Raw genomic sequence first — 12,151 nt, 5'->3', positions numbered from 1 at the left:
GTTACGCCTGAGGCTCATCGGCAAACAGCCGGTACCAGAAAATCGCCACCTCGCTGGTATTCGGATCGATGCCGCGATAACGCAGGTGATCCACCCCGCCCACCACGTAGCCGCAACGCTCATACAGGCGACAGGCGCCGAGGTTGTTGTTCTGGGTTTCCAGCATCACCCCCGGCAACTGCTTCTTGCGACTCCAGAACTGCGCCACCTCCAGCAGCCCCTTGGCGACGCCGTGCCGTCGGGCCGGCGCATGCACCGCCAACTCGTCGATATGCCCGTAACCGTTCCAATTGGTGCTGACCACCACGTGCCCCACGGGCTGATCGTCCAGGTAGGCCATGAAGATCTCGCTGTCCGCGGCGTTGCGGTAACTGCTGAATTCCTCGGGATCGATGCCATAGCACTTGCGGTAAGGCACGATCCTGCGCAGCGGCCAGTCCGCCACCGGCATGCCCCGCTCAGCCTCGGCGTAGGCACTGACTTCGAAGCTGAAGTCGCTGCCCCAGACGTAGGCGGCGAAGCCCTCGTCGGCCACACGGATCGCCAGTCCCGGATACTTGGGATTCACCACAGGTTGCATAGCAGGAAAACTCCTCATGCTTTGACGCAATCGACGGTGTACTGCCGGCCATGGCCCTGGTCGTCATGCTGCAGGCCATGCACATCGGCGACGAACCCCGGGAAACTGCTGTCGAAAGCTCGGGCAAAGGCCAGGTAGTCGATGATCGAGCGGGTCGCTTCGGTAAATCGCTCACCGGGCATGATCAGCGGAATACCCGGCGGGTATGGCACCAGCATCACCGCGGCGATACGCCCCTGCAGTTGATCGATGGACACCGCCTCGACTTCGCCGCGCACCAGTTGGTCGTAGGCATCGGCAGGCTTCATCGCCACCTCCGGCAGCACGGTGTACATGCGCTTGAGGTGCTTGGCCGTGGCGTTGCTGCGGTAGCAGGCATGCAACTGGTCGCACAGATCCTGCAAGCCCATGCCCTGATAGCGCTGCGGGTCCTGCCCGGCCACGCTGGGCAGGCAACTGGCCAGGCTGACATTGGCGTCGTAGTTGCGCTTGAACTCCAGCAGCTCGGTGAGCAGCGTGCTCCACTTGCCCTTGGTGATGCCCATGGAGAACAGCACCAGGAACGAATAGAGCCCGGTCTTTTCCACCACCAGCCCGCGCTCCCAAAGGAACTTGCTGACCACAGCCGCGGGAATTCCGTGCTCGCTCAAGGCCCCGCCAGCGGTAAGCCCAGGCATCACCAGGGTCACCTTGATCGGATCGAGCAGCACATAGTCGTCGGTGACGCCGGCAAAACCGTGCCACTCGCCTTCGGGCTCCAGCAACCAGTCGCCGGTGCGCACCTGATCGATGCCTTCGACCCGTTCCGGCTGCCAGATCGAGAACCACCAGTCATCGGCGGCGATATTCTGCCGCAGATTGGCCAGGGCCCGGCGGAAGCTCAGGGCTTCATCGAACATTTCCTGCAGCAGCGAGCGCCCCGCCGGCCCTTCCATCATCGCCGAGGCCACATCCAGCGAGGCAATGATGCTGTACTGCGGCGACGTCGAGATGTGCATCATGAAGGCTTCGTTGAAGCGGTCCCGATCCAGTTGTCGGGCGCCGCCATCCTGCACATGGATCATCGACGCCTGACTGAAAGCCGCCAGCAGCTTGTGGGTGGAATGGGTGGTGAACACCAGGGGACTGTCAGCGGAGCGCGAGGTGCCCATGCCGTAACGCCCGGCGAAGAATTCGTGGAAGGCCGCGTAGGCATACCAGGCCTCGTCGAAATGCAGCACCTCGACACTGTTGCCCAGGCTTTGCTTGATCAGCTCGGCGTTGTAGCACAGGCCGTCATAGGTGGAGTTGGTGACCACCGCCAGCTTGACCTTGGGCGGCCGGCCACGGGTCAGCGGACTGGCGTCGATCTTGGCCTGGATCGACTCGGGGCTGAACTCGCTCAAGGGAATCGGCCCGATGATCCCCAACTCATTACGTTCAGGACACAGGTACAGGGGGATGGCCCCGGTCATGATGATCGAGTGCAACACCGATTTATGGCAGTTGCGATCCACCAGCACCAGGTCATCGCGCCCCACCATGGAATGCCAGACGATCTTGTTGGCGGTGGAGGTGCCATTGATCACGAAGAAGGTGTGGTCGGCACCGAAATTGCGCGCTGCCCGCGCCTCGGCTTCCGCCAGGGGCCCGGTGTGGTCCAGCAGCGAGCCCAGCTCCGGCACTGACACCGACAGGTCCGAACGCAGGGTGTTCTCCCCGAAGAACTGGTGAAACGCCTGGCCCACCGGGCTCTTGCGATAGGCCACGCCACCGCCGTGCCCCGGGGTGTGCCAGGAATAGTTGGAATCGGCGGTGTGCTGCACCAGGGCCTTGAAGAACGGCGGCAGCAGGCCGTCGAGATAATTGCGCGCGGCCCGGGCCACTTGCCGGGCCAGGAACGGCACCGTGTCCTCGAACAGATAGAGAATGCCCCGCAGTTGGTTGAGCTCGCTCATGGCATCGGCGGGGGCGTTTTCCAGGGTCATCTGCTCCCCGAGGGCGAAGATCGGCAACAAGGGTGCGCGTACCCGGGCCAGGCGGATCAGCTCCACCATGTTTTGCAGAAGATGGGTGTTTTCCCCGGCGCCCTCGGCAGCGATCAACATGCACGCCAGGCCGTGATGGGTAGAAGCCACCAGTCGCCCTTCGGCGTAGTTGACCGCGGAAAAGATGCTGAACCCGTCCTTCTCCAGCTCCCGGGCGATGCCCCGCACCCGGTCTCCCGCCACCGTGTCGGACTTGATATCGCGGTGCACGATCAGGATCGGAAACTGCAGGTCTTTATACATGGGGCAGGCTGTCCTGAGGCGGCGGGTAGGTCCCGCCAATGGACTCAGGGTAGAAGCTCCTGGCGTCGCCTGTCACCCCGAGCACAGACTGGATGTAACAAAAGGTCGCACAGGCACAATTGCCGGCCCACGCCCCACACACCTGTAGCCGCTGCTGAGCCATGGCGAAGCTGCGTGAAGGCCCACAGGGCCTTGCTTGGCGATCTCCCGACAAACCTCTGTCGCCTTCGGAGCCGTTCGCAGCCTGCGGCAGCGGCTACAACACTCTCGGCTCGGCATTACCCTGTAGCCGCTGCCGAGCCACGGCGAGGCTGCGAAAAGGTCCGCAGGACCTTGCTTGACGATCTCCCGCCAAATCTCCAGCGCCCTCAAGAGCGCCGCATCTCCTAAGGAGCCGTTCGCAGCCTGCGGCAGTGGCTACAGGGCCACGGACGACAACGGCTTAGTGTTGGTTTTCGAGCAACTGGGTCCACAGGGCCGGGGCGCCGGCAGACTTGGCGATGATCTCCAGGCGCGTCTGGTGCTCGGCCAACTCGGCTTCGCTGGCGCGGATGATCCGCCCCCGCGGCCGCTCGGCCGGCAAGCGGCGGATCTCCGAGGCCCGGCCCGCACCTTCGCCAGAGCCGTTGCCATCCGAGGCATTGCCCGCCAGGGACAGGCTGGTCTGGCCACCGGTCATGGTCAGGTAGACGTCGGCCAGGATCTCCGAGTCGAGCAAGGCGCCGTGCAATTCACGGCCGGAGTTGTCGACACCGTAGCGCTTGCACAGGGCGTCGAGGCTGTTGCGCTGCCCCGGGTGCCGCTCACGGGCCATCATCAGGGTGTCGAGGATGGTGCAGTGCTGGGTGATGTCTGCCCGCTCGTGCTGCCCCATCAAGGCGAATTCGTTGTTGATGAAACCAACGTCGAACGCCGCGTTGTGGATGATCAGCTGCGCGCCCTTGATAAAGTCGAAGAACTCATCGGCGACTTCGGCGAAACGCGGCTTGCCCACCAGGAACTCGTTGGTGATGCCGTGAACGCCGATGGCGCCCTCATCACTCTCGCGATCCGGTTGCAGGTAAACGTGGAAATGCCGCCCGGTCAGGCGCCGACCGATCAACTCGACGCAACCGATTTCAATGATCCGGTGACCGTCGGTCACCGGCATACCGGTGGTTTCGGTATCGAGTACAACAGATCTGTTGGCCATCAGTGGTCCGTTCTCAATCTGGCAAAGGGCGGGATTTTAGCATGCCCAGCCCATGGACTGTGCGCGCCCCGGTCACGCCGCTGCCGCGCACTTTTTAACAGTTATTAGCAAAGCTGCTGAGGTGGGCCGAAGGCTCGCCTGCTAGGGTGCCGCCGATCTTCCCCACGGACTTCCCCAGCCATGACGACACTCCGGCGCTACCTGCCAATCCTGCTGCTGGCCGGTCTGTTCAACAACCCCGGCCAGGCCACCAGCCTGGTGATCAGCACCGACTTGAGCATGAGCGGGCTGCTGACCAGCAGCGAAGGCACCGCCGGGATCAGCAGCTCGTTCAAGGACGACAAGATCGTCCTGCAAGCCCGCAGCGATGCCGCGGCCTTTATCGCCAGCAACGGGACGATTCGCGGCGTACAGCTGGAGTCGGCGCTGCAGAGGATTCGCCAGGTGCTGCACAACCCGCCCTACAGCGATACCCAACTGGCTGCGGCGATCCTCACCCTGTAACGCCATCAGCCCTTGTAGCCGCGAACCTCGTCCACACCCCGGTTGGCCAACTGGTCGGCACGCTCGTTACCGTGATGGCCAGTGTGGCCACGCACCCATTTCCAGGTGACGTTGTGGCGGTTGACCTGCTCATCCAGTTGCTGCCACAGGTCGGCGTTCTTCACCGGCTCCTTGGCGGCGGTCTTCCAGCCGCGCTTCTTCCAGTTGGCCATCCACTCGTTGATGCCCTTCATCACGTACTGCGAGTCGGTGACCAGCAACACGTCGCACTGGCGCTTGAGCTCTTCCAGGCCGCGAATCGCCGCCATCAGTTCCATGCGGTTATTGGTGGTGTTGGCTTCGCCGCCCCAGAGTTCCTTCTCGACCCCCTTGCACACCAACAAAGCGCCCCAGCCACCAGGGCCGGGATTGCCCTTGCAGGCACCGTCGGTAAAGATTTCTACGCTATCGCTCATCCACGCCTTCCATCAGAAAATTGCCAGTGGCCTGCCGATTGCGGTCGACAGCGCCCAGGGCCGAGGTCACTCGGCCGGTCTATATAAAAAGAAGGTTGCTGCAGGTCGTCAGGGTTCGCTGTTACGGCGATTGACCTTGGCCATGGGCAGTGGCAACAGCTTGCCCATGGGTTCGCGTCGCACCTGGCGCACCGGGCGCAGGCCGACGGCGATCTTGCGCGCCACCAGCAGGTAAAAGCCGCCGCCGGCCAGTTGCCACTGCCCGGCCTTGCGCTCCCAGCCCGCCAATCGTGCCTGCCATGCCTGCGAGGCAAGCGGCGGACGATAGCACCCGAAGCGGCGTTTCTCCAGCGCGAACCCCAGCAGGTTGAGCCAGTCGCCCACCCGCGACGACGAGATGCAGCGAGCCTGGCGCAAGGCGTCATGGGCGAAGACGTGGCGCAGGCCCCAGGTGCTCCAGGGGTTGATACCGATAATCAGCAAGTGGCCGCCGGGCCTTACGCTGCTGGCCGCCTCGCGCAGCAGGCCGTGGGGCGACAGGCAGAAATCCAGACCGTGTTGCAGCACCACCACATCGGCGGCATGTTCGCTCAGGGGCCAGGCCTGTTCCTCACAGACGATCTCGACCCCGGGCAACGGCGCGCCCAGGCGTACGTTGCGTTGCACCTGGGGCGCCGCCGGCGGGGTCTGCGCCGAGGGCCCGTAATGCACCAGGTAACCGCCGAAGAAACGCCCCAGCTCTTCTTCAAGCATGCGTCGCTCTTCATCCAGCAGAAACTGCCCCAGAGGACCGGACAACCAGTCCCGGGCCGCACTGATCAGGGCCAGCCAGTCGGGATCTGCCTGAGCGAAGGCTTTATCGGTCATTGCATTCTCCAACACGCCAAGAAGTTCTAAGATGCGCCATTGTTTTCCGCTTGGCGAATCCAAAGATGATACAGATCAGTGCCCTGCCCGCCTTCACCGACAACTACATCTGGTTGTTACAAGATCATCGCAGCCAGCGCTGCGCCGTCGTCGATCCCGGGGATGCGGCGCCGGTACTGGCCTGGCTGGAACAGCACCCGGGCTGGAGCCTGAGCGACATCCTGGTGACCCACCATCACCACGATCATGTCGGCGGTGTCGAGCACCTGAAACAGCACAGTGGCGCCACGGTCTACGGCCCGGCACAAGAAAAGATCCCCGGACGCGACGTGGCCCTGAACGACAACGACCACGCCAACATCCTCGGCTGGGACTTCGAGGTGTTTGCCGTACCGGGCCATACCCTGGGGCATATTGCCTACTACCATCACGGCCTGCTGTTCTGTGGCGACACCCTGTTCGCCGCCGGTTGCGGGCGCCTGTTCGAAGGCACCCCAGAGCAGATGCACCATTCCCTCAGCCGCCTCGCCGCGCTGCCGGACGACACCCTGATCTACTGCACCCACGAATACACCCTGAGCAACCTGCGCTTCGCCCAGGCAGTGGAACCCACCAACCCGGACATTGCCCAGCGCCTGGAAAAGGTCGCGCAGATGCGCGAGCAAGGGCGCATGACCCTGCCATCAACCCTGGCCCTGGAAAAACTGACCAACCCGTTTTTACGTACCGGTGAAACATCCGTTAAACAAAAAGCGGACGAACGGAATGGCCAGGATAACCCGTCCCAGAGTGCGGTCTTTGCGGCCCTGAGGGCCTGGAAAGATAAGTTCTAAGCCGGCCAACTGTTGGCACAAAAATTCTGAATGGTTGACCGCACCCCAGGTGCTTTCTAGAATCGCCCGACATTTTTGCCCGGAACTTACTTCCAGCCAATGTCGTCATCTATTCGTTATTCCATCAGTTCAGACGCATTGACGCGCTTGGCCCAGGCCATCGCGGTAGCTGTGTCAGCGACTCTTGCGGGCTGCCAAAGCACCGGTCATGCCCCGCAGAGCGACGCGACACACACTCAGAATTTCAACGCCCGCATCAAGCAGAAACCCATCTGGCTGAGCAACCAGCCAAGCCCGCAAGTCCCCCAGGATGTCTGGGAACGCATGCGCCAGGGGTTCCAACTGCAAGAAGGCCAGGGCGTCAACCCGCGTATTGAACAACAGCGCCTGTGGTTCGCCAGTAACCCTTCCTTCCTGGAAAACGCCGGCGAGCGCGGCAGCCTCTATATCCACTACATCGTCGAACGTCTCGAAGAGCGCAACATGCCGCTGGAACTGGCGCTGTTGCCAGTCATCGAAAGCGCCTACAACCCGCTGGCCTATTCCCGGGCCGATGCGGTGGGACTCTGGCAGTTCGTCCCGGCCACCGGTCGCTACTTCAACCTGCGCCAGACCCGCTTCTACGATGGCCGACGCGACATCACCGCGTCGACCACCGCGGCTCTGGACTACCTGACCCGCCTGCACGACATGTTCAACGGCGACTGGCTGCTGGCACTGGCCGCCTACAACGCCGGCGAAGGCACGGTCAGCCGGGCCATTGAGCGTAACGAGAAGCTCGGCCTGCCCACCGACTACTGGAACCTGCCGCTGCCGACGGAAACCCAGGCCTATGTACCCAAGCTGCTGGCCCTGTCCCAGGTGGTGCTGGCCCCGCAAGCCTACGGCGTCAATCTCAACCCGATCGCCAACGAACCCTACTTCCAGGTGGTGGAAATCAACCAGCGCATGGACCTGTCCAAGGTCGCGGCGGTGGCCAACATTGACGAGGACGAGCTGTTCCAGCTCAACCCGGCGTTCAAGCAGCGCACCACCGTCGACGGTCCCCAGCACCTGCTGGTGCCAACGTCCAAGGCACAGCTGCTGACCACCAGCCTGTCCACCATGAAACCCGAAGAGCTGATCAGCAAACGCTCCCTCAAGCCGGTCTTCGACCGCGACGAAGGCCGCGACTCGCTGCGGCCCAAGCGCATCTATCGGGTCAAGAACGGCGACAACCTGACCCTGATCGCCAAGGCCAACAAGGTGGATGTGCAGGACCTGCAACGCTGGAACAAGCTCAGTGGCAAGAACCTCAAGGTCGGCCAGACCCTGGTGATGCAGGACACCCGCAAGAGCGCCGGCAAGAAAACCAGCGTGGCCAGCAGCAAGCAGAAATCGACCCGCTACAAGGTCAAGCAAGGCGACTCGCTGTACATCGTGGCCAAGCGTTTCAATGTTGAAATGCAGCACCTCAAGCGCTGGAACCCGCGCGCAGCCCAGGCTCTCAAGCCGGGCCAGATGCTCACGGTCTACCTGCCGCACTGACAGGGCAACCCGGCTCGTTGTAGCGAGGCAGTGGGCTTGCGCTCCAGTGCGCAGCACCGGCAAGCCCTGAAAGCTGGGGGTATCTGAAGTCACGCGGCGCCTGGATCAAGGGGCGCTGCGCGCCCCAACGGGAACCAACCCCCTGGCTACACCAGCCGCAGAAAAAGCGCGCTTTTTCCTGCTGATACAAGCTGTTACTGTACGGAGCACAAAGCCCAAGCCGCCTGGATCGGATCTCTGACTCGATGCGTCCCCTCCTTCTGTTCTTCATCAGTCTGGCCTTGAGCTTTCCCGCAAGCGCAACGATCACTGAAAGTCATGGTTATGCGCAGTTTGGCACGCTCAAGTACCCGGCCAAGTTCACCCACTTCGACTGGGTCAATCCCGTGGCGCCCAAAGGCGGCACCTTGCGGGTCATGGCCTTTGGCACCTTCGACACCCTCAATCCCTATACCTTCAAGGGCATCAGCCCGGTCGCCACGCCGAACTTCCTGCAATACGGCGTCAACGAGCTCAATGAGCCGTTGATGGTGGGCACCGGCCTCTATGCGCCCTCCGGCGATGAACCCACTTCCAGCTACGGCCTGATCGCCCGCTCCGTGGAATACAGCGAGGATCGCAGTTGGGTGGTGTTCAACCTGCGCCCCGAGGCACGCTTTCACGACGGCCAGCCGATCACCGCCTATGACGTGGCGTTTTCCTACCGCCTGCTGCTCAAGGAAGGCCACCCGCAGTACCGCACCAACCTGCAGGAGGTGCAGCGGGTGGATATCCTCGGCCCGCAACGCATCCGCTTCGTCTTCAAGCGCGCCGGCAACCCGCTGCTGATCCTGCGCCTGGGGGAGTTGCCGGTCCTGCCCCAGCACTACTGGAAAGACCGCGACTTCAAGGCCACCACCTTCACCCCGCCCCTGGGCAGCGGCCCCTATCGCATCACCCAGGTCCAGCCCGGACGCCAACTGGTGTTCGAACGGGTCCAGGACTACTGGGGCAAGGACTTGCCGGTTAAGCGCGGCTTCAACAACTTCGACCGGGTCGAGGTGGAGTTCTACCGCGACAGCGACGTCGCCTTCGAAGCCTTCAAGGCCGGCGAGTTCGACATCTACATCGAGCACCAGGCCAAGAACTGGGCCAACGGCTACAACTTCCCCGCGGTCAATCGCGGCGAGGTGATCAAGGCCCAGGTGGCGCACCAGATCCCCACCCAGACCCAGGGCCTGTTCATGAACACCCGCCGCGGAACTTTCGCCGATGTGCGGGTGCGTGAGGCCCTGGGCCTGATGTTCGACTTCCAATGGACCAACCGCACCCTGTTCAGCGGCGCCTACCAGCGCGCCCTGAGCTACTACCCCAACAGTGAATTCTCCGCCACGGGCCTGCCGGTGGGGCACGAATGGCTGCTGCTCTCGCCCTACCGCGAGCAACTGCCCCCCAATCTCTTCACCCAGGCCTTCAGCCTGCCCCGCACCGAGGGCCGCGGCATCCCCCGGGAGACCCTGCGCCGCGCCCTGGGGCTACTGGCCGACGCCGGCTGGAAGCTCAACGGCCAGCGCCTGCAGAACAGCGCGGGGCAGCCGCTGCGTTTCGAGCTGATGCTGGTCAATCCCAACCTGGAGCGCATTCTCCAGCCCTATGTGGAGAACCTGGCCAGCATCGGCATCGACGCGCGCCTGCGTACCGTGGACCGGGCGCAATACAAGCAGCGCCTGGACCAGTTCGACTACGACATGATCCTCATGACCCTCAACCAGACCCTGAGCCCGGGCCTGGAGCAATGGCAGTACTTCCACTCCAGCCAGGTCTCGGTCAAGGGCAGCAAGAACTATGCAGGCATCAACAACCCCATAGTCGATCACCTGCTGGAGCAACTGCTGGCCGCCCAGAGCCGCGACGAGCAACTGGCCGCCGGCCGCGCCCTGGACCGGGTGCTGCTGTGGCAGCACTACATGATTCCCAACTGGTACCTCAACTATCACCGACTGGCCTACCGTAACCGGTTCGCCTTGGTCACCACGCCGCCCTACAACCTGGGCTTGAACGCCTGGTGGCTGAAGTCCCTGGAGAGTCCCCAATGATGCCTCTGCGTGCCCTGCTCCTGCGCACCAGCGGCCTGTTGTTCGGCGTCATCGCCTGCTGTGCCCAGGCTGCGCCGCAACATGCCCTGACCCTGTACAACGAAGCGCCGAAATACCCGGCGAACTTCCAGCACTTCGACTTCGTCAACCCCGATGCGCCCAAGGGTGGCACCTTCCGCATGGCCGGTTTCGGCAGCTTCGACAGCCTCAACCCCTTCATCAGCAAAGGCGTGCCCGAGCAGAACATCGGCCTGATCTACGACACCCTGATGGCCCAGAGCCTGGACGAGCCCTTCACCGAGTACGGGCTGGTGGCGGGCAAGATCGAGAAAGCCCCGGACAACAGCTGGGTGCGTTTCTACCTGCGCCCGGAAGCGCGTTTCAATGACGGCCAGCCGATTCGTGCCGAGGATGTGGTGTTCAGCTTCCAGACCCTGATGAGCGCCGGCTCGCCGCTGTACCGCGGCTACTACGCCGACGTCGACCAGGTGATCGCCGAAGACCCGCTGCGGGTGCTGTTCAAGTTCAAGCACAGCAACAACCGTGAACTGCCGCTGATCCTCGGCCAGCTGACGGTCCTGCCCAAGCACTGGTGGGAAAGCCGCGACTTTGCCAAGAGCAACCTGGAAGTGCCCCTGGGCAGCGGCCCCTACCGGGTGACCGCGGTCAAGGCCGGACGCTCGATTCGCTACGAGCGGGTCAAGGACTACTGGGGCCGCGACCTGCCGGTGAACCGCGGTTTCTACAACTTCGACGTGATCACCAGCGATTACTACCGCGACAACACCGTAGCCCTGGAAGCCCTCAAGGCCGGCCAGTTCGACTACTGGCTGGAGATGAGCGCGAAGAACTGGGCCAACGCCTACAACACCCCGGCCGTGGCCCAGGGCCGCTTGATCAAGGAACAGATCGCCAACGGCAACCCCACCGGCATGCAGGGCTTTGTCTTCAACACCCGCCGGCCAATGTTCCAGGACGTGCGGGTACGCCACGCCCTGAGCCTGCTGCTGGATTTTGAATGGAGCAACAAGCAGCTGTTCAACGGCGCCTACACCCGCACCCGCAGCTACTTCGAGAACTCGGAGATGGCCGCCACCGGCCTGCCGGGCCCTGACGAGTTGGCCATCCTCGAACCCTTGCGCGGCAAGATTCCCGAGCAGGTGTTCAACGAAGCCTTTGCGCCGTCACAGTGCGACGGCAGCGGCATGATCCGCGCCCAGCAGCGCCAGGCCTACCAACTGCTGCAGGAAGCCGGCTGGCGCATCGTCGACGACAAGATGGTGGACGCCCAGGGCAAACCGGTGGTGATCGAGTTCCTCCTGGCCCAGACCGAGTTCGAGCGGGTGCTGCTGCCGTTCAAGCGCAACCTGGCCGACCTGGGCATCGACCTGGTGATCCGCCGGGTCGACGTGTCCCAGTACATCACCCGGGTGCGCTCGCGGGACTTCGACATGATCGTCGGCAGCTTTCCCCAGTCCAACTCCCCGGGCAACGAGCAGCGCGAGTTCTGGATGTCCTCCAGCGCCGACAAGCCCGGCAGCCGCAACTACATCGGCCTCAAGGACCCGGCCATCGACAGCCTGGTGGAAAGCCTGATCAACGCCGATTCGCGCGCCAGCCTGGTGGCCCACGCCCGGGCCCTGGACCGGGTCCTGCAATGGGGCTACTACGTGATCCCCAACTGGCACATCAAGACCTGGCGCGTGGCCTACTGGGACCACATCGGCCACCCGCAAGTCGCGCCCAAGTACGACATCGGCATCAACACCTGGTGGATCAAGCCCGATGCCAAGCCCGCCGTAGAACCGGCCCCGGACCAGGCGGCCGCGGCCGACAGGGAGCAATGAC

General features: G+C 63.3%; 10 protein-coding genes. 5 read left to right on the top strand and 5 right to left on the bottom strand.

Annotated features, from left to right (window positions below; all coding sequences use genetic code 11):
- Position 1: 1 nt before the first annotated feature.
- The 3 genes from ACMGF8_RS19410 to dnaQ form a co-directional block, all read right to left on the bottom strand.
- Entirely contained in the window at positions 2-580 is a 579-nt protein-coding gene (locus ACMGF8_RS19410) for a GNAT family N-acetyltransferase (protein WP_102865224.1), read from the bottom strand.
- 14 nt (positions 581-594) lie between these two features.
- Entirely contained in the window at positions 595-2,850 is a 2,256-nt protein-coding gene (locus ACMGF8_RS19405; RefSeq protein WP_102865225.1) for an Orn/Lys/Arg decarboxylase N-terminal domain-containing protein, read from the bottom strand.
- Positions 2,851-3,292: 442 nt separating this feature from the next.
- Positions 3,293-4,042: a DNA polymerase III subunit epsilon gene (dnaQ, locus tag ACMGF8_RS19400; RefSeq protein ID WP_102865226.1), complete on the bottom strand. Its 750-nt coding sequence runs from the start codon at positions 4,040-4,042 to the stop codon at positions 3,293-3,295.
- 180 nt (positions 4,043-4,222) lie between these two features.
- On the opposite strand from dnaQ, the gene ACMGF8_RS19395 reads away from it, so the two are divergent.
- On the top strand, positions 4,223-4,546 hold the full coding sequence (locus ACMGF8_RS19395; RefSeq protein WP_102865227.1) for a DUF2388 domain-containing protein: 324 nt from the start codon (positions 4,223-4,225) through the stop codon (positions 4,544-4,546).
- A 5-nt stretch (positions 4,547-4,551) separates the two neighbouring features.
- Here the strand turns inward: ACMGF8_RS19395 and rnhA are convergent, their stop codons facing one another.
- Positions 4,552-5,001 (bottom strand): ribonuclease HI, encoded by a 450-nt coding sequence (rnhA, locus tag ACMGF8_RS19390; RefSeq protein WP_102865228.1) that lies wholly within the window; start codon positions 4,999-5,001, stop codon positions 4,552-4,554.
- Between the two features lie 108 nt (positions 5,002-5,109).
- Positions 5,110-5,868 (bottom strand): methyltransferase domain-containing protein, encoded by a 759-nt coding sequence (locus ACMGF8_RS19385; protein ID WP_102865229.1) that lies wholly within the window; start codon positions 5,866-5,868, stop codon positions 5,110-5,112.
- Positions 5,869-5,933: 65 nt separating this feature from the next.
- Between ACMGF8_RS19385 and gloB the strand changes: the two genes are divergently transcribed.
- From gloB to ACMGF8_RS19365, 4 genes are all read left to right on the top strand, one after another.
- Complete coding sequence (gene gloB, locus ACMGF8_RS19380; RefSeq protein WP_416756978.1) at positions 5,934-6,701, top strand: hydroxyacylglutathione hydrolase; 768 nt, start codon at positions 5,934-5,936, stop codon at positions 6,699-6,701.
- Between the two features lie 99 nt (positions 6,702-6,800).
- On the top strand, positions 6,801-8,228 hold the full coding sequence (locus ACMGF8_RS19375) for a transglycosylase SLT domain-containing protein (RefSeq protein ID WP_102865231.1): 1,428 nt from the start codon (positions 6,801-6,803) through the stop codon (positions 8,226-8,228).
- A gap of 245 nt (positions 8,229-8,473) precedes the next feature.
- Positions 8,474-10,303 carry an extracellular solute-binding protein gene (locus ACMGF8_RS19370; protein ID WP_102865232.1) on the top strand — a complete coding sequence of 610 codons (1,830 nt, stop codon included), beginning with the start codon at positions 8,474-8,476 and terminating at the stop codon, positions 10,301-10,303.
- On the top strand, positions 10,300-12,150 hold the full coding sequence (locus tag ACMGF8_RS19365; RefSeq protein ID WP_102865233.1) for an extracellular solute-binding protein: 1,851 nt from the start codon (positions 10,300-10,302) through the stop codon (positions 12,148-12,150). Before ACMGF8_RS19370 ends, ACMGF8_RS19365 begins: the two co-directional genes overlap by 4 nt.
- Position 12,151 lies beyond the last annotated feature (1 nt).

This window comes from Pseudomonas sp. BNK-7 (assembly GCF_048072025.1).
GTDB lineage: Bacteria > Pseudomonadota > Gammaproteobacteria > Pseudomonadales > Pseudomonadaceae > Aquipseudomonas > Aquipseudomonas danubii.
Note: the sequence above shows the minus strand (reverse complement) of the source record. Positions and strands in the feature narration are given on the sequence as shown.

Excerpts from the sequence above, each read along its gene's own strand:
- ACMGF8_RS19410 (WP_102865224.1), bottom strand. The coding sequence starts at position 580 with ATGCAACCTGTGGTGAATCCCAAGTATCCGGGACTGGCGATCCGTGTG.
- ACMGF8_RS19405 (WP_102865225.1), bottom strand. The coding sequence starts at position 2,850 with ATGTATAAAGACCTGCAGTTTCCGATCCTGATCGTGCACCGCGATATC.
- dnaQ (WP_102865226.1), bottom strand. The coding sequence starts at position 4,042 with ATGGCCAACAGATCTGTTGTACTCGATACCGAAACCACCGGTATGCCG.
- ACMGF8_RS19395 (WP_102865227.1), top strand. The coding sequence starts at position 4,223 with ATGACGACACTCCGGCGCTACCTGCCAATCCTGCTGCTGGCCGGTCTG.
- rnhA (WP_102865228.1), bottom strand. The coding sequence starts at position 5,001 with ATGAGCGATAGCGTAGAAATCTTTACCGACGGTGCCTGCAAGGGCAAT.
- ACMGF8_RS19385 (WP_102865229.1), bottom strand. The coding sequence starts at position 5,868 with ATGACCGATAAAGCCTTCGCTCAGGCAGATCCCGACTGGCTGGCCCTG.
- gloB (WP_416756978.1), top strand. The coding sequence starts at position 5,934 with ATGATACAGATCAGTGCCCTGCCCGCCTTCACCGACAACTACATCTGG.
- ACMGF8_RS19375 (WP_102865231.1), top strand. The coding sequence starts at position 6,801 with ATGTCGTCATCTATTCGTTATTCCATCAGTTCAGACGCATTGACGCGC.
- ACMGF8_RS19370 (WP_102865232.1), top strand. The coding sequence starts at position 8,474 with ATGCGTCCCCTCCTTCTGTTCTTCATCAGTCTGGCCTTGAGCTTTCCC.
- ACMGF8_RS19365 (WP_102865233.1), top strand. The coding sequence starts at position 10,300 with ATGATGCCTCTGCGTGCCCTGCTCCTGCGCACCAGCGGCCTGTTGTTC.